16 protein-coding genes are annotated in these 17,031 nt (G+C 72.8%); 9 read left to right on the forward strand and 7 right to left on the reverse strand.

Annotated features, from left to right (window positions below; genetic code table 11):
• Positions 1–227 precede the first annotated feature (227 nt).
• Genes DEU31_RS06735 through DEU31_RS06745 form a run of 3 tightly spaced genes read right to left on the reverse strand, consistent with a single transcriptional unit; the run spans position 228 to position 4,012 of the window.
• The gene (locus DEU31_RS06735) at positions 228–1,991 is read right to left on the reverse strand and encodes an ABC transporter ATP-binding protein (RefSeq protein WP_133676568.1); all 1,764 of its coding nucleotides are present in this window, start codon (positions 1,989–1,991) and stop codon (positions 228–230) included.
• Between the two features lie 10 nt (positions 1,992–2,001).
• Positions 2,002–3,015 (reverse strand): ABC transporter permease, encoded by a 1,014-nt coding sequence (locus DEU31_RS06740; RefSeq protein ID WP_133676569.1) that lies wholly within the window; start codon positions 3,013–3,015, stop codon positions 2,002–2,004.
• Between the two features lie 4 nt (positions 3,016–3,019).
• Positions 3,020–4,012, reverse strand: a complete 993-nt coding sequence (locus tag DEU31_RS06745; protein WP_208109969.1) for an ABC transporter permease — start codon at positions 4,010–4,012, stop codon at positions 3,020–3,022.
• Positions 4,013–4,282: 270 nt separating this feature from the next.
• On the opposite strand from DEU31_RS06745, the gene DEU31_RS06750 reads away from it, so the two are divergent.
• A complete protein-coding gene (locus DEU31_RS06750; protein ID WP_010551179.1) occupies positions 4,283–4,600 on the forward strand; it encodes a hypothetical protein in 318 nt (105 codons plus the stop codon).
• Between the two features lie 14 nt (positions 4,601–4,614).
• Here the strand turns inward: DEU31_RS06750 and DEU31_RS06755 are convergent, their stop codons facing one another.
• The gene (locus DEU31_RS06755) at positions 4,615–5,892 is read right to left on the reverse strand and encodes a molybdopterin molybdotransferase MoeA (RefSeq protein ID WP_133676570.1); all 1,278 of its coding nucleotides are present in this window, start codon (positions 5,890–5,892) and stop codon (positions 4,615–4,617) included.
• Positions 5,893–6,098: 206 nt separating this feature from the next.
• On the opposite strand from DEU31_RS06755, the gene DEU31_RS06760 reads away from it, so the two are divergent.
• The 7 genes from DEU31_RS06760 (at position 6,099) to DEU31_RS06790 (ending at position 12,712) form a co-directional block, all read left to right on the forward strand.
• Positions 6,099–7,085 carry an NADP-dependent oxidoreductase gene (locus DEU31_RS06760; RefSeq protein ID WP_133676571.1) on the forward strand — a complete coding sequence of 329 codons (987 nt, stop codon included), beginning with the start codon at positions 6,099–6,101 and terminating at the stop codon, positions 7,083–7,085.
• A gap of 55 nt (positions 7,086–7,140) precedes the next feature.
• Positions 7,141–8,418, forward strand: coding sequence for a 50S ribosomal protein L11 methyltransferase (locus DEU31_RS06765; RefSeq protein ID WP_133676572.1), 1,278 nt, complete (start codon positions 7,141–7,143; stop codon positions 8,416–8,418).
• Positions 8,415–9,164: a DUF4129 domain-containing protein gene (locus tag DEU31_RS06770; RefSeq protein WP_133676573.1), complete on the forward strand. Its 750-nt coding sequence runs from the start codon at positions 8,415–8,417 to the stop codon at positions 9,162–9,164. The genes DEU31_RS06765 and DEU31_RS06770 overlap by 4 nt, the downstream gene beginning before the upstream one ends.
• Positions 9,161–9,664, forward strand: coding sequence for a hypothetical protein (locus DEU31_RS06775; protein ID WP_133676574.1), 504 nt, complete (start codon positions 9,161–9,163; stop codon positions 9,662–9,664). Before DEU31_RS06770 ends, DEU31_RS06775 begins: the two co-directional genes overlap by 4 nt.
• Positions 9,661–10,668, forward strand: coding sequence for a MoxR family ATPase (locus DEU31_RS06780; protein ID WP_133676575.1), 1,008 nt, complete (start codon positions 9,661–9,663; stop codon positions 10,666–10,668). Before DEU31_RS06775 ends, DEU31_RS06780 begins: the two co-directional genes overlap by 4 nt.
• A 230-nt stretch (positions 10,669–10,898) precedes the next feature.
• Positions 10,899–12,158, forward strand: coding sequence for a DUF58 domain-containing protein (locus tag DEU31_RS06785; RefSeq protein WP_133676576.1), 1,260 nt, complete (start codon positions 10,899–10,901; stop codon positions 12,156–12,158).
• Complete coding sequence (locus DEU31_RS06790; RefSeq protein WP_133676577.1) at positions 12,158–12,712, forward strand: hypothetical protein; 555 nt, start codon at positions 12,158–12,160, stop codon at positions 12,710–12,712. The genes DEU31_RS06785 and DEU31_RS06790 overlap by 1 nt, the downstream gene beginning before the upstream one ends.
• A gap of 51 nt (positions 12,713–12,763) precedes the next feature.
• Here DEU31_RS06790 and DEU31_RS06795 read toward each other — a convergent pair whose 3' ends face one another.
• The 3 genes from DEU31_RS06795 to DEU31_RS06805 all read right to left on the reverse strand — a co-directional run bounded on the left by DEU31_RS06795 (position 12,764) and on the right by DEU31_RS06805 (position 16,084).
• Positions 12,764–14,236: an HNH endonuclease signature motif containing protein gene (locus DEU31_RS06795; RefSeq protein ID WP_133676578.1), complete on the reverse strand. Its 1,473-nt coding sequence runs from the start codon at positions 14,234–14,236 to the stop codon at positions 12,764–12,766.
• A 166-nt stretch (positions 14,237–14,402) separates the two neighbouring features.
• A complete protein-coding gene (locus DEU31_RS17115; RefSeq protein ID WP_243733768.1) occupies positions 14,403–15,440 on the reverse strand; it encodes a PKD domain-containing protein in 1,038 nt (345 codons plus the stop codon).
• A complete protein-coding gene (locus tag DEU31_RS06805) occupies positions 15,440–16,084 on the reverse strand; it encodes a DUF6318 family protein (RefSeq protein ID WP_133676579.1) in 645 nt (214 codons plus the stop codon). The genes DEU31_RS17115 and DEU31_RS06805 overlap by 1 nt, the downstream gene beginning before the upstream one ends.
• Before the next feature lie 234 nt (positions 16,085–16,318).
• Between DEU31_RS06805 and msrA the strand changes: the two genes are divergently transcribed.
• Positions 16,319–17,011, forward strand: coding sequence for a peptide-methionine (S)-S-oxide reductase MsrA (gene msrA, locus DEU31_RS06810; RefSeq protein ID WP_133676580.1), 693 nt, complete (start codon positions 16,319–16,321; stop codon positions 17,009–17,011).
• Positions 17,012–17,031: the final 20 nt, after the last annotated feature.

Genomic DNA, 17,031 nt, shown 5'->3' on the forward strand with positions numbered 1-17,031 from the left:
TGTGGTCGGCGTTGACCACCGTGGTCTCGCCCTTCTCGCCGGTGTGAGCAGTCTGTCACCGGCGAGTCCCCGACGCGGACCAGGAACGCCCTTGTTACCCGTTCGCAACATGCAGGGCATCTGTCCGCGACCGACCCGGCACGGCCCCTCTCCCGGCGCGCCGACGACGGGCGGCGCACTGTGCGCGCCGCCCGTCGTCTCGAGCGTCCTCCCTGGTCAGGGAAGGGTCACTGGGAGTCCTCCCGGTCCGCGAGGAAGCCGCCGAAAGTTCCTTCGAAGGCCTTGCGGTCGATGGCCTCGCGCCGCCGCGAGCGAGCCACCTCGGGGTCCGGGATCGGCACCGCGGAGAGCAGCTCCTTGCTGTAGGGATGCTGCGGGTTCGTGAAGACCTCCTCGGTGTCGCCCAGCTCGACGATCCTCCCCTTCTGCATCACGGCGATGCGGTCGGAGATGTGGCGGACCACGGAGAGGTCGTGCGAGACGAACAGGAAGCTCACCCCGAGCCGTGCCCGGAGGTCGGCGAGCATCGCGAGCACGCCGGCCTGGACGGTCACGTCCAGCGCCGAGGTGGGCTCGTCGAGGATGATCAGCTTCGGGTCGCAGGCGAGCGCGCGGGCCACGCCGACGCGCTGGCGCTGGCCGCCGGAGAACTCGGTGGGGAAGCGGGCGGCGTGCTCGGGCAGCAGGCCCACCATCTTCAGCAGCCAGTCCACCCGCTCGTCCATGCGCTGCTTGCTGTACCCCTGGACGCGCATCGGCTCCTTGATGATGTCCGCGATCGGCATCCTGGGGTCGAGGGAGGCCATCGGGTCCTGGAAGACCACCGTGATGTCGGAGCGCAGCGTCGACCGCTCCTTGCGGGTCAGGGCACCGGTCTCCTTCCCGCCGATGCGGATGGTCCCCTCCTGCGGGGTGCGCAGCTGCATGATCTCCATCAGCGTGGTGGTCTTCCCGCTGCCGGACTCGCCGACCAGCGCCAGGCACTCCCCCTCGCGGATGTCGAAGGAGATGCCGTCCACGGCGCGCTGCTCGCCGATCTTCCGCCGCACGATCGCGCCCTTGGTGATCGGGAAGACCTTCGCCAGGTCCTCGACCTCGAGCACCGTCGGCAGCTCCTCGCGCGGCGGCCGGTCCTCGCCGAGGTCGGCGATCTTCTGCATCGCGGAGCCGGCGACGCTGCGGGAGGTGCCCGCCTCGCCGGCGTCGACCCGCGGGACGGCGGCCAGCAGGTCCTGCGTGTACTTCTCGCGGGGGCTGTAGAAGATCTCGTCGACGGTGCCGAGCTCGACCATCCGCGACTCCTTCATGACCAGGACCCGGTCGGCGAAGCCCGCGACCACGCCCATGTCATGGGTGATCAGCACCGTCGCGGCGCCGATGAGCTCCTGCGCGGACTTCAGCAGGTCCATCACCTGCGCCTGGATCGTCACGTCGAGCGCCGTGGTGGGCTCGTCGGCGATGATCAGCTCGGGCTCGTTCGCGATCGCCATCGCGATCATCGCGCGCTGGCGCATGCCGCCGGAGAACTCGTGGGGGTACTGGCTCGCCCGACGGCCGGGCTCGGGGATGCCCACCGCGTCCAGCAGCTCCTCAGCCCGCTGACGGGCCCGGACCTTGGAGACCTCCGGATGGTGGATCCGCACCACCTCGGAGATCTGGTCCCCCACCCGGTACACCGGGGTGAGCGCCGAGAGCGGGTCCTGGAAGACCATGGAGATCGTGTTGCCGCGCAGGCGCGAGAGCTGCTTGTCGTTCAGCTCGAACATCCTGTGGCCGAGCATCTCGATCTCGCCGCTGATGGTGGCCGTGCGCGGCAGCAGGCCCATCACGGCCAGGGAGCTGACGGACTTGCCGGAGCCGGACTCGCCGACGATGGCGAGGGCCTCGCCCTTGTGCACCTCGTAGCTGAGGTCCTGGACGGCGTGGACGGTCCCGTACTCGGAGGGGAAGGAGACGCTCAGGTCCCGCACGGAAAGGATCGGTTCGGACATTCTTTCTTCCTCAGATCCGGCTGGAGCCGCTGGTCGGGTCGAGGGCGTCGCGCAGCGCTTCGCCCATCAGGTTGATGGAGATGACCAGGGCGGCCAGCACCGCCGCCGGCGGGATCCAGGTGTAGGGCGCGGAGATGTTGTAGTCCTGCAGGACGGTGCCGAGGGACACCTGCGGGTACTGGATGCCGAATCCGATGAACGACAGTCCGGTCTCGCCGAGGATCGCTGCGCTCACGCCGAGCGTGGTGTCGATGATGATCCAGCTGGCGATGTTCGGGATGATGTGCCGCGTCATGGTGACGATCGGGTTCACGCCCATGAACCGGGCCGCCTCGACGTACTCGGTGCGCACCAGCTGCTGGGTCATCGCGCGCAGCACACGGGCGGTGAGCATCCAGGCGAAGCCCGCCAGCAGCGGGATCATCCACAGCCAGCTCGCCTGCTGCAGCGCGGGGCTGAACAGCATCAGCAGCAGGATCGAGGGGATCACCAGGAACAGGTTGATGAGGTTCACCAGGGCACCGTCGACGAACGCGCCCGACTTCCCCTTGTGGCTGACGTACCCGGCGACGATGCCGACGAGGAGAGCGAGGAAGGTCGTCAGGATCGCGGTGCCGATGCCGATGACCAGCGAGATGCGCAGGCCCTGCATCGTCCGGGCGAAGATGTCCAGCCCGTTCTCGTTCACGCCGAACCAGTGGTACGGGCTCGGGCCGGTCAGGGCGTTGCGCAGGTCCCGCTCGAAGGGGCCGTACTGGTAGACCATCGGGCCGATGATCGCCATGAGCACGAGCGCCGCGAAGATGATCATGCCGATCCATGCGCTCGGGTTGCGCAGGAACCGTCGCCGCAGCAGCTCGCCGCGGCTGAGCGACTCGATCGCCGGTCCGCTCTCGTCGACCTCGGTGTCGCGCAGGTCGGGGTCGTCGACGGCCGAGCCGATGACGGGGTTCGCCTCGGGATCGGTGGCCCGGCGCAGCGCGGAGGCGTCGTCGGTGCCGCGGATGTCGTTGGGGTTCGTCATCGTGTCACCGGATCCTCGGGTCGAGCGCACCCTGCAGGATGTCTGCGAAGGTGGCGGAGAGCAGGGTCAGGATCGCCGTGTAGAGGACCACGCCGGCGGTGCCGTTGACGTCGGCCATCTGGATGGCGGAGATCGCGAAGCGGCCGATGCCCTGCCAGTTGAACATCAGCTCGACGAACAGCGAGCCGGAGAACGCCCCGCCGACGGCGAAGGCGAAGTACTGGCCCATGGGGATCAGCGCCATCCGCAGGCCGTGGCGGTTCATCGCCCGTCCGCGGGTGAGGCCCTTGGCCCGAGCGGTGCGGAGGTAGTCGCTGCCCAGCACGTCCAGGGTCGTCACCTTCATGTACCGCGAGTAGGAGGCGGCGGCGGTGACGGCCAGCACGATCGTGGGCATGACCAGGGCCTTGGCCTGGTACTTGAAGGACTCCCAGGAGCCCGGTTCGAGCAGCGGGTTGATCGGGTTGATCGCCGGCAGCCCCCAGCCGGAGAGGTCCATGATCCCCTGGTTGGCCTGCTGGACGATCAGGATGATCACCGGCGTGGGCAGGGAGAGGATGAAGAAGGCGAGCAGCGTCGAGAGGCGGTCGCCGACCGAGTCGCGGCGCACCGCGGCGAGCATCCCCAGGACGATGCCGAGCACGGTGCCGATCGCGGTGCCGAGGACGACCAGGCGCAGGCTGATCGGAATCCGGGTCTTCAGCTCGTCGAGCACCGGGACCATCGACTTGTTCGTGCCGGTTGTCACGCCGAGGTCACCGCGGATGAGGCCGCCGAGCCAGTTGGCGTACCGCTCGAACAGCGGGGTGTCGGGGTTGACGTTGCGCACGTCGAGGTAGTGCTGGGCGGTCGCCGCCGGGACCGGCTCCGTCGCGATCGGCGGGTACAGCACCTCTTCGGGATGCATGAGCGAGGCGGACAGGAGGTACGCGAAGCTCGTGGCGACGAACGCCAGGATCACGTAGGTCAGCACTCTGAGGGAGACGAACCTAATCACGCTTCCCCCTCGACACGCTGTTGATCATCCGTCGGGTCCCTTCCCTGCGTCATCCGTCTCGTCGTCGCGGGCTCGCCATGGGCGGGCCCCGTCCCACTGAGGCGGCACCACGCTCGGTCACGTCGAGGCGACCCGGCGGCCGTGCACAACCGGGACCCGGTTGTGGCCCAGGTCTCTCGGCAGGCACGGCACACCATAACGCCTGCGATGGACGCGGCTTGACGAAACTGACCCACGGGTACGGGGGTACGGCGAAGCTATGCTCGAATCGTGACCTTTCTGCACCTGCTCGTGCTCGCGCTCGGCATCGTCGCCGCGATCGCGCTGAGCGATCTGCTCGGACATCGGGGAGTCGGCGCGTGGCCCATCGGGCTCGGCGCCCTCGCCCTGGCCCTCGGCGCCGGGCTCCTCTACAGCCCCTGGCTCGCCGCTCTGTCCCTCGGTCTCGCCCTCGGGGCGGCGATCTCGATGATGGCCTCCTGGACTCGCGACATCGTCCGACGCCGCCACGCCCGACGCGAGCAGGCGCGGCGGTCCCAGGACGCTCGACGGAGCCAGCTGGAGAAGTCCGGCACCTCGCGTCGCTGAGGGACGCAGGAGCGTCACAGCGCCAGGACGAGCACGCTCCGCTCCGGCGCACCGGCGAGCTCGCCGCTCCCCGGCGCCGCGCCACCGTCGGGCCTCGCCGATTCCAGGAGCACCATCGCGTCCGCCCGTCCGTAGGGGGCGAGCCGCCGACCCGGCACGAGGCGCACGACCTCCCGGCCATCGGCAACGACCTCCCGGCGCCCGGGCATGGCGTGCACGGTGCCGGCGGGACCGCGCCGGGGCCCGTCCCCCTCCCCGCGCAGCAGCATCCGTCGGGGCGCGGCGCCGTCACGGTCCAGCAGCGGGCGCACGAACAGGTGGTAGCCCACCAGCGCGCCGACGGGAGTGCCCGGCAGGTGCACGACGGGGACGCCGCCGGGCAGCGTGCCGTGGCCCTGGGGACCGCCGGGACGCAGGGCGAGGTGCGCGAAGCGGGAGGTCCCCGCTCCTCGCTCGCCGAGCAGCAGCTTCACCACGTCGTAGGCGCCGTGGCCGATCCCGCCGGTGGTGAGCACGAGGTCGGCCTCCCGGGCCGCGACGTCGAGCGTCTCCCGCAGGTCAGCCGGGTCGTCGCCGCTGTGCCGGGGCGGGAGCGCGTGCGCGCCGTCGGCGGCGAGGGCGGCGGCGAGCATCGTCCCGTTGGACTCGCGCACCGCACCCGGCAGGGGGTCCGCGCCGAGTCGGTCGGAGGAGCTGTCCGCGGTGAGCTCGTCGCCCGTGACCACCACGGCGACGCGCAGCGGGCGGAGCACCGCGAGGGCGTCGATCCCGAGCGTCCGGGCGAGGCCGACGAGGCCCGCGCCGACGCGGTCCCCGGCCAGGGCCAGCGTCGCGTCCAGCGGGATCTCCTCGCCCGGCCCGCGCACGTGCCGGCCGGGGACGGGAAGGCTCTCGAGGGCGAGGGCGACGGTGTCGGGGACGGGGCCGAAGGGGTCGGTGTCGGTCGCTTCCACCTCGACGACGGCGTCGGCGCCGCGGGGCACGGGGGCGCCGGTCATGATCCGGGCGGCGCTGCCCGGGGGCAGGTCGGGGACCTCGCCGGGGCGGGCCGGCAGCTCGGCCGCGACCGGGAGCACGGTGGTGCCGGGAACGGTGAGGTCCGCGCGTCGCACGGCGAAGCCGTCCATCGCCGCGATCGGCAGCGCCGGGACCTGCTCCGGGCTGCGCACCGCGGCGGCGAGGACCCGGCCGCGGGCCTGCTCGAGCGGGACGGTGTCGACGGAGCGCGGCGGCGTGACCGCGGTGAGGATCTCCTCGCGCCACTGCCAGGGCGAGAGTCTCTCGACGCTCATGGTCCTCCTTCAGCGGCGGGTCGAGGCGCAGGTCGCGGCGGGCCGATGTCGCCGCGGGCGAGGCTCCATGATCCCCCATGGCCGGCCGCGGCGGACGGGACCGTCGCCGGCTCCCCGCGGGCTGATCGCCGCTGCCGGCCCGCTTCGTCGCCGCCCCCGTCCACAGCCATGGCCACGAGCAGAGCGGCAGGTGCATCATGGAGTGCATGCGCGAGATCCGATACGACAGCTTCGGGGGCCCCGAGGTCCTGACCCTCCACCACGACGCCCCGGTGCCCGAGCCGGGCCCCGAGGAGGTCCTCGTCCAGGTCGGCTTCGTGGGGCTGAACCCGCTGGACTACAAGATCCGCGACGGCTCCTCGGGACGGGCGAAGGACCTCGCGCTGCCCGCGGGGACCGGCCGTGAGATGGCCGGCACCGTGATCGGCGCGGGCTCCGGCCTGGACGAGGCGGAGCTCGGCTCGCGCGGCCTCACCGTCGGCACGCGCGTGTTCGGCATGCGCGGCCCGAGCGACTCCCGCGGCGTCGCCGCCGAGGTCATCGCGATCTCGGCCGACGACCTCGCCCCGATCCCCGGCGAGACCGCCGAGGAGGACCTGCCCCGCTGGGCCGGGCTGGCGCTCGTCGGCCTCACCGCGATCGCCGTCGTGCAGGACACCGCCCGGATCGCCGAGCACGAGACGGTGCTGATCCACGGCGGCACCGGCGGCGTGGGCCAGCTGCTGATCCCGATGGCGCTCGAGGCCGGGGCCTCCCAGGTGCTCGCCACCGGGCGCGCCGCGAACGCCGAGCGGATCCGGGAGCTGGGCGCGACCCCGATCCCCTACGACACGAGCGACTGGGGCGAGGAGGTCCAGCGCCTCACCGACGGGCGCGGCGTCGACGTCGTGCTGGACACCCACTACCACTCGACCTTCCTGCCGAGCCTGGACCAGCTCGCCGACGGCGGCCGCATCGTCGCCCTGCCCAGCCTCGCCGACCTCTCCCCTGCCCTCGAGCGCGGTATCGAGGCGCGGGTGCCGTCGATCGTGCCGGGACGGGACCGGCTGGATCGCCTCGCGCAGGGCATCCGCTCAGGCCGCTATCCGCTGGAGGTCTCCGAGGTGCTGCCACTGGCGCAGATCGCCGAGGCGCACCGCCGGCTCGAGGAGGGCCACACCCGCGGCAAGCTGGTCCTGGACGTGCGCGCCTGAGCGACGGCCCGTGCCGCGATGGTCGGCGCCGCGGCATGGGCGGTACGCTGGCACGATGGTCGCCCCCACCTCCGATGACGCCGCTGCCGCGATGCGCGGGATCGAGCCCGTGCTGCAGCCCTCCGGGTGGGCGCTGCTGAACGCCCTTCCGCCCTACGAGGAGAAGGAGGCGCTGCGGGTCTCGACCCGCCTGCGAGAGGCAGGCCACTCCCCCGAGCTCGTCTCCGCGGTGCTCACCCAGTCCCGTCTGCGCGCCCGCGCCGCGGAGAAGTTCGGGGAGTTCGCGAGCACCATGCTGTTCACCCCGCACGGCCTCGAGCAGGCCACGCGCCTGCCGGTCGCCGCGCTGCACGCCGAGCGCTTCCAGCGCGCGGGAGTCGCCTCCGTCGCCGATCTCGGCTGCGGCATCGGCGGGGACTCGATGGCGATGGCCGCGCTGGGCCTGGAGGTCCAGGCGGTGGACCGCGATCCGGTCACCGTCGCCGTCGCCACTGTGAACCTGCGCCCCTTCCCGAACGCGAGCGCGCGCCTGGGCCGGGCGGAGGGCCACGACCCCCGCGACACCGAGGGGATCTGGCTGGACCCCGCCCGGCGCGCCCCCGCCCGCGGCGGCTCCCGCCGCCTCCACGACCCCGAGGAGTACGAGCCGCCGCTCTCGGCCGTGCTCGACCTCGCCCGGCGCCTCGGCCGCGACGGCGCCGCCGGCCCGCTCGGCGCAAAGCTCGGCCCCGGCATCGACCGCGACGCCCTGCCGGACGACGTCGAGGTGCAGTGGCTGTCCTTCCACGGACAGGTGCTCGAGGCGACCGCCTGGTGCGGACCGCTCGCCCGGGAGGGCATCGCCTCCTCCGCCGTGCTGATCGGCCGCGACGGCGCGCACCGCCTGGACCGCGGCGCGGACTCCGCCGGCGACCCCGCCGTCGGCCCGCTCGCCGACCACCTCTACGAGCCCGACGGCGCCGTGATCCGCGCCGGGCTGATCGGGGAGCTCGCCGCCCGGATCGGCGGCCGCACCCTGGATCCCACGATCGCGTACCTGACCTCCGAGCGCCGCGTCACCACCCCCTTCGCGAAGGGCTACGCGGTGCGGGATGTGATGCCCTTCGGCCTCAAGCGCCTCACCTCCTACCTGCGCGAGCACCGGCTCGGGGTGCTCGAGATCAAGAAGCGCGGCACCGCGGTCGAGCCCGACGAGCTGCGTCGCAAGCTGCGGCCCCGCCGCTTCGGCGTCGAGCGCGCCACGCTGATCCTCACCCGCATCGACGGGGAGCAGTCCGTCGTGGTCGCCTCCCCGCACGCCGCACCGCCCGGCGAGGAGCCCGATCGGCCGTGAGCACCGCCCGGGGGACGCAGCGTCGCGTCATCGCCCTGCTGCTGCTCCTCGCCGCGCTGGGAGGACTCGGCGCGGTCGCCCTCGGCGCCGCCGCCGAGCGTGCACCGATCACGACCGTCGCTAGCACGACGGAGCGTGAGCGGCCCTCCAGCGCCCCGACCGCCGAGGTCCCCTCGGACCCCGGCTGGAGCACCCCGGAAGCCCCGGACCGGCCGCCCCGGACCGAGCTCGGCGCCGCCCCGCTGCTCGTCCTGCTCTCCCTCCTCGGCCTGGTGCTCGCGGTCCTCGCGGTGTGGCTCGCGGTGCGGATGAGGGCGCTGGCCCGACCCGCTCCGGCCCCGGCGACCGCCGCCTCCGAGGACGAGCTCACCGCCGCGCAGGCCCGGACCGCGCTCGCCGAGGCCCGGGACCCGCTCGCCCGTCTGGTCGACGCGCAGGACGCGGTGATCGCGGCGTGGACCGCGTTGGAGCGCTCCCTCGCCGCGGCGGGCGTCACCCGGCACCCCTCCCGCACCACCTTCGAGTTCGTCGTGGAGGTGCTGGCCGCGCTCGACCTGGACCGCGCCCCCCTCGACGACCTCGCCGCCCTCTACCGTCGGGCGCTGTTCGATCCGGAGCCGCTCACGGAGGAGGACCGCGTGGTCGCGATGACGAGCCTGGACCGCCTCACGGCGGGGCTCGAGGCCACGGCGGCGGCGCGCATGTCCGGCGCCCGTCCCCGCGACGACGGGAGCGCAGGCGCATGAACACCCTCCTGGGTCTGATGTGGCGGACCGTCGTGACCACGGCGGCCGCGGTCCTGCTCACCCTCGCCCTCGCGCTGATGGGCCTCGTGCTCCCGCTGCCGCTGCCGATCGCGCTGGGCCTCCTCGCAGGGGCCGCCTGGTGGTTCCTCCACGTCGGCGCCGACCGGGCCGAGCCCTCGCGAGCCCCGCGCCTCGACCTCGACGCCGACTACGCCCTCCCCCATGCCCAGGACGTGCGGGTGCGACGGCTGGAGGACCTGATCCACGGCGCGCAGCCGCACCGCCGCATGACCGGCCGCGCCCTCGCCCTGGTCCTGGCCGACATCGCCGACGAACGGGCTCGCGACCCGGACGCCCCGCCGCTCGGCCCGGAGCTCTCCGAGCTCCTCCGCGCCGCCCGCGCCGCGGAGGGCTCCCAGCAGCCCTTCCCGCCGATCGACCGCAGAGCCCTGCACCGCTATCTCGACGAGCTCGCCCTGCGCGAGGAGAGGCCCCGATGACCACCACCCCCGCCCTCAGCACCACCGCGCTCAGCACCACCGCCGCGACCGACGCCGCACGGCGCGTGCTCGACGCCGTCGAGACGGCCGTCGTCGGCAAGCGGCAGTCCCTCGAGCTGGTGCTCACCGGACTCCTCGCCGGCGGCCACGTCCTCCTCGAGGACCTGCCCGGGCTGGGCAAGACCCTCGCCGCCCGCTCCTTCGCCCAGGCGCTCGGCCTGCCCTTCGCCCGCGCCCAGTTCACCCCCGACCTGCTGCCCGCCGATCTCACCGGCGCCGAGGTGTTCGACCAGCGCACCGGCGAGTTCGTGTTCCGTCCCGGCCCCGTGTTCACCGGTCTGCTGCTGGCCGACGAGATCAACCGCACCCCGCCGAAGACCCAGTCGGCGCTGCTCGAGGCGATGCAGGAGCGACAGGTCTCCGTCGAGGGCACGACCCGGCCGCTGCCCGTCCCCTTCCATGTGCTCGCCACCGCCAACCCCATCGAGCACGAGGGCACCTATCCGCTGCCCGAGGCGCAGCTGGACCGCTTCCTGCTGCGGCTGTCCTTCGGCTATCCGAGCGCCGAGCAGGAATGGGAGGTGGTCTCCCGACGGATCAACCGCCAGCGCGAGGAGCAGACGGTCGCGCAGGTGCTCGACGCGGAGCAGCTGCTCGCCCTGCAGGCGGCGGTCGAGGAGGTGCACGTCGAGGACGCCGTGGGCCGCTATGCCGTGGACCTCGTCGCCGCGACGAGGCGCCACCAGAACGCCCTGGTCGGCGCCTCGCCGCGCGGCACCCTCGCCCTGATCACCTGCGCCCGTGCCCTGGCGGTGATCCGCGGCCGCAGCTACGTGGTGCCGGAGGACGTCAAGGAGCTCGCGCATCCGGCGCTTGACCATCGCGTGACCGTCCGGCCCGAGCTGTGGCTGCAGAACGCGACCGGCGCGGGCGTCGTCGACGCGGTCCTCGAGCAGGTGCCGGTGCCGGTCGCCTTCCCGCAGCCGGCCCGGTCCCCGTCATGAGACCGGCCGCGGGAGACGGCGCAGCGGAAAGGGCCTCGGGGGCACCGGGGACCGAAGGAGCGACAGGAGACTCGGGAGAGCCGGGGACAAGGACGGCGAGGACGACCTCCGGTGCGGCGGGTGCTCAGAGAACAGCAGGGACCACGGGCACGCCGGGTCGCACGCAGCCGCCCGCACCCTCGCTCCGCCCCCGTCCCACCGCCGCGCTCGTCCGCGCCTCCGCGGTGGGCGTGCTCGCCCTGGCCCTGGCGCTGCTGCGCGGAGAGCCTGCGCTGGTCCTCGCCGGGCTGCCACTGCTGGCCTGGTCTCTGCTGGCCGTCGCCCGCCGCACGGCACGCGGCGAGGAGCGCTCCTACCCCGCCCCGTCCCTGCACCTGAACCGTCGGCGGATCGACGAGGACGGTGCGGCGCGCGCCACGGTGACCGCAGGCCCGGGCCTGCTGACCACGGCGAACGTCCCGAGGCCGCCGCATGCGGATCTCGCCCCGCGCCACGGCTCCCTCACCGGCGACGGCGGGGCGGCGCTGCGCATCGGCGCCCGGCGCTGGGGCCGGATCGAGGTGGGGCCGGTGCACGTGCTGGTCGCGGATCCGCTCGGCGCCTTCCGGGCGCAGGTAGACCTGCCCCCGGTCTCGCTCCAGGTGGTCCCCTCCTCCGTGGTGCTCGATGCCCCTGTGGACGTCCCCACCCCGATCGGGGTGAGCGGCGCGCACCTCTCCCGGCGCCGCGGCGACGGCACCGCGCTGTCGGAGGTGCGCGCCTTCCGGCCCGGGGACCGACTGCACCGGATCAACTGGCGGGTCACCAGCCGCACCGGGCAGCTGCACACCAATGCGACCTTCACCGAGCAGGACACCGAGGTCCTCGTCGTCACCGACACCACCGCGGACGTCTCCCCCGCCCCCTGGGCCGGCGAGGACGCGCCCACCAGCCTGGACATGACGATCCGAGCCACGACCGCCGTGGCGCGCCACTATCTCGGCGTCGGCGACCGGGTCGCGCTGCTCGACATCGGACGGCTGATAGGCGCGGTGCCGCCCGGCTCCGGCCCCCGTCAGCTGCGGGTGCTCACCGATGCGCTGTCCCGCGCGGCCCGGGACCCGGGCGCGCTCCGCCCCCTCCCCCGCCTGCCCGCAGTGCGGACCGGCACGCTGACGGTGGTGTGCTCGCCCCTGCTCCGCCCCGAGGTGATCACCAGGATCGGAGAGCTCGTCGCCCACGGCGCGGACGTGATCGTCGTGGACACGCTCCCGCCGAGCGTCGGGGACACCTCCGTGCTGCGCGGGCGGCCGCTGCGGCTCGACGGCCGGGTCTCCGAGCGCTTCTGGCCCGAGGCGTGGGCGCTGCGGAGGCTCGAGCGGGAGCGGACGGTGCGCGAGCTGCGGGAGGCGGGCGTCCCGGTCACCGCGTGGGAGGGACCCGCCTCGCTGGCCCCGGTGCTCCTGTCCCTGTCCGCCGCGCGCGGCGCACCGCGACGGAGGAGGTCCTGATGCGGCTGACGTCCCTGCTCGACCCGATCGCCGACGCCCTGCTCGCGCTGCGCGGGATCAGTCCCGTGCAGTGGGCGCTGCGCGGCACCGGCACCGCGGCGACGGTCGCCGCGGCGGCGCTCGCCCTGGCCGGCCCGGGACTCGCGGCGATGCACCTGGGTGTCGTGCTGGTGGGGCTCGTCTGTCTCACGGCCCTCGCCGCCCAGTGGCTCGATCCCGACACGGACCTCGGGATGCTGGCGCCGACGGCGGTGGTGATCGCGCTGGCGGTGCGGGCCGATCTGGACGTCGTGCTCGCCGGGTCGACAGGTCTGCTGCTGCTCGCGGGTCATGCCGCCTTCGCGCTCGCGGCCGTCATGCCCGCGCACGGGGCCCTCGACCGCGACGCTCTGCGCCTCGCGCTGCGGGCGCTCACCGGGGTGCTCGTGCTGACGCTGGTGGGCGGGGTGCTCGTCGTGCTTCTCGCGCAGGTGCAGCTCGGGCCGTGGGCCCTGGTGGTCGCCGCGCTCGCCGTCGTCGTGCTGTGGATCGCCGTGATGCCGCGAGGGCGCTGAGGTCAGGGGGCCGGGCCGCGGTGCGGGCCGACGCATGTCGACCCGTGCTGATCAGCCGGTGCGCGCTTCCGGCAGGCCCTCGGGATCCGACGGCCTGTCGTCGTCGTCCACGGTGGTCGGGCTCGACCGACGAGAGGGATCCGAGGCGCCGTCGAGGTCGACGGGTTCGTCCGAGAGGATCTCAGCGCGGGCCCCGTCCTCCCCGACCAGGAGATGCCTCAGCAGCGGGGAGGTGGACTGATAGATGTGCCCGGTGGGGGTCCTGATCGTGAGGCGGTGCGGTCGGTCGTCGCTCGCCGGGTCGACCGTCGACTCCCATCCCGGCATCTCCTTGACGAGGTTGAAGCGCTGGCAGTGGCCGATGCCGTTGTCCGCGTCGGTGCTGCCGCCGTCGGCGAAGCGATGGGCGTGGTCGATGTCGTGGATCGGCGCATCGCACCACGGCGTGCGGCAGCGCTGATCGCGCAGCAGGATGAATCGGCGGACCTGCCCACGGAAGAGGCGCCGTCTGCCGTCGACCTCGGTCAGGTCTCCGACCTTGGCGTCGGCGTAGAGGCGACGGATCCATCGCGCCGCGCTGCTGATCTCCGGCGGGGGTGCGGGAGCATCTGCGGCCACGTGTGCTGGGGGCGGGAGCGTCGGCACGCCGAGCGCGAGGTCGCGGGCGACTCTTCCGGGGAGCGGATGGCCCTCGATCCATGCCGTCGCCTCTTCGTCGGCGAGGAGGGTCATGTCGGTCATGAGCAGCTGGATCTCGACGGGGATGTCGTCGGGGCTCTCGAGCCCGCAGGAACGGGCTGTGAGGGTGTCGGCCATGATCTGGCCCTTGGTGCGCGGATCCCCGGCGGTCTTCGCCGATCGCGCCGCCTCGGTCAGCACTTTCAGCACCGCGACGCCGTCCTTCACGGGGAGCGTGGCGCGGAGGATCGACATGCCGTCGACGGCCGGCTGGAGCGAGACCCGTCGGTCGGCGACCGCGCGCTGGTGCCGGCGCACCGCCGCGCCGGCGTCGAGCTCCTGTGCCCGGGCACGGGCGAGGTCCCCGGCCCGGCGCGCGGTGACCGATGGCAGCTGGTCGGCGAGGTCGACATCGACGCGCGTCCGGTCCTCCTCCTCGAGCACCAGCACGTTCTCGGCGATCCTGCGGGCGGCGTACTCGCTGATCTCGCCCGCCTCGAGCAGCTCGCTGGTGCGCGGCAGGGATCCGAGCAGCACCCGGTGCAGAGCAACCTCGTCGGACGCCTGCTTCGGGGTGATGCGACGGGCGAGGGCGACCTGGTCGGCGATGCCGCGGCCCAGCTGTCCCCTGGGCGTCCCCTGTCTCTGCTGCTCGCGGATCTGCGAGTCCCAGAAGGCGGCCTCGGCCCGGGCCTGTGCGGCGGCGAGCCGTCCTTTGGCACGCTCCGTCGCGGCGATCAGGTCGATCAGTGCGGCGTCGTCCTGCGCGGCGAGGGCCTCGGCCGACGGGGCACGGTCGAGAAGATGGGACAGCTGATCGGCCCAGTCCAGTGCGGACTCCGGCATGGCTCCCCTCCCCTCGCTCTGCGGTGGTCGCGGCGGCTCCGAGAACGATGCGACCTGATGAGCCCAGCCTCGTCGCCCCGTCGACGACGTGCCAGCGTCGGTGCGTAGATGTGGACCGGCAGGGCATGTGGAGGAAGCGAGGATCGACAGAACGGGACGGCGTCGTTCAGACCTCTCGATGCGTGGCGTCGGGGTCCTGTCGGCCCTCCGTCTCCGCGGTCCGCTCGGGCACCCAGGGGTCCTCGTCCTCGTCGACGGGGACGTCGGGGTTCACCAGGCGCGACTCGAGGGACTTCGAGTAGATCGGTATCGGCTCGGAGGCGACCTCGATCGTGCCGTCGATGTCCTGCCAGGGCCCGCCGGCGACGGAGAACTGGCCGCTGAACGTCGTGGTGAGGGTGACGTCGTACCAGCCCTCGTAGCGGTAGGTGGAGGACACCGCCTCCGACGGGTAGGGCTCGCCCGGATCCGTGGTCGAGATCGTGTTCCCGTCGCCGAGGTCCCAGTCGTACAGCACCGGCGTGGCACGCACCTGCACCGGGGTGTCGAGCAGCGTCATGTCCATCGTCTGCGGCTCGGACTCGGCGTACAGGACGTTGACCATATGAGCCGGCAGCCATCCCTCAGGGGGGCCTGCGGAAGCGACCAGCGGCATCACCGGCATGGACGCGAAGTCCTCACGGGTCACGGTGATGACCTCGGGTGCGGCACCGCCCTCCCCTCCGGCCGCAGCGCTGCCGCGTTGTTGGCAGTCGAAGCCAAGCAGCTCCTCGCTGCTCCGGCCCGATCGGTTGTCGATCCGCACCTGCTCGGAGGCCAGGTAGCCATCGCCTTCGTCGGCGAGGGTATCGGCGACGCTGCACGCGAGATTGCTGATGCCGCAGGCGACTCCCCCGCCGTAGTCCTCCTCGCCGTGGAGATCCGAGCACGTGTACTTGCTGTCGACCCCGAGCTCGCGGGAGGTGACGTAGACGGGCGGAGGCTCTTCAGCGTCCGAGCCGCTCCCTGCTCCTGGCTTCTCGGGCGAATCGTCCGACGCAGGCGTCGAGGCGGGTTCGTCCGAGCTCTCCGTGTCGCTCTGGTGTCGTCCGTTGAGCGCATCGTCCTCCGCGTCGAATCTTGGAACTGCAGTGGCAGGCGTGATCGCCACAAGACTGAGCAGCAAGGCGGCGAAGATCGTGAGCGCTCGCCCTTGCGTGACCATCATTGAGAGTCGCTCTCCCGGGGTCCGGCGCTGAAGTCGACGACCTTCCACGAGCCGCCGTCCCAGACGAGACCGCCGGATGTCGCGAACTCGCTCTCCTCCACGCTCGCTCCGTCCTGATCCCCCGCCCCGGGTTCCTCGTGCGCGGGGAGGATGAACACGTAGTCCACGATCACGTCGTACCCGCCTGTTCCCTCTTCGGAGCCGAGGGCGACATCCGAGATGTCGACGCGCGACCACACATCTTCCTTCTCCTGGAGGTCGTCGATCTCGGAGAGGAGCTCGGTGCAGTTCCCGCAGTTCGGGTCGCTCATCCGCGACAGTTCCGCTGCGTCGGCCCCCTGGTAACCGCTCATCGCCACAGCCCAGAAGTATTTGAACGCCTGCTCCGCCCCCTCGGGAGTCTGCTCGTCCATGCCGGGGAAGTCTGCGGGGTCGGGGGCGGGGATGTCGGGCGCCGCCTCGGCCGATCCGTCACCGCTGCCCGCGTCGTCGGCGCCGCCTGCGTCGCTCGGCTCCTCGCCGCCGGCGTCGCTTGCGCCGTCGTCCTGGCCGGTGTCGATCGACGGCGGCGGTGTGGTCACGGTGCCGCTCTCACCCTCTCCGCACGCGGCGAGTCCGGCAGTCAGGGCGGCGGCGGCCACGGTGGCCAGGAGTCGTCTGGACATGCGGAAGCCTTCCAGGTGTGCAGCAGGTCACTGCGACCCTACCGGGGAGTTCCCTCAACACTCCATCGACGCCGCCTGAATGTGGACAGCCGTGAGACTGGAGGGCGAAACACCCCGTCGCCTGCCCACTGTCACGCCCTCGGCGGAACCGGCGTGACCGGCGTCGCTCGCCCTTCCCGCTCGGTGCCGACCGGGGCTACCGTGCTGAGCATGTGGCAGATGATGGATCTCCTGTACGCGCACAAGAAGGACATGGTCGCGCCGGAGGACGCCCTGCCCGGCCGCGACGCCTACCCCTACCCGCTCGCGCGCGAACACCTCGTGCTCGGCACCGACATGCTCGGGCCCGACGCTCCCCGTGACCCGCACCCCTGGCCCGAGGACGCCGAGGAGCTGATCCTCGCCGGCGGCTGCTTCTGGGGCATCGAGCGGATCGCCTGGCAGATCCCTGGCGTGCACACCACCTCGGCCGGCTACGCGGGCGGGCACACGCCGCACCCCACCTATGAAGAGGTGTTCTCCGCCCGGACCGGCCACGCCGAGGCCGTGCGCGTGATCTACACCGGCGGCGAGGACACCCTGCGAGCGCTGCTGACCGAGTTCTGGCAGCAGCACGATCCGACCACCGCGAACCGCCAGGGCAACGACGTGGGCACCGAGTACCGCAGCGCCGTGTACTGGACCACGGACGCGCAGGGCGAGATCGTGCGCGACTCCGCCACCCGCTACCAGGAGGCGCTGGACTCCGCCGGTCGCGGCACGATCACCACCGAGCTCGCGCCGCTGGCCGAGGCCGGAAACGGCGTCTACTACACCGCAGAACCCGAGCACCAGCAGTACCTCGCGAAGAATCCCACCGGCTACTGCAACCACGGGTTCAACGGGGTCGCCTGCTCGCTCTGAGGCGAGAACCCGGCGAGCCG

Source organism: Brachybacterium sp. AG952 (assembly GCF_004362645.1).
Classification (GTDB): domain Bacteria; phylum Actinomycetota; class Actinomycetes; order Actinomycetales; family Dermabacteraceae; genus Brachybacterium; species Brachybacterium conglomeratum.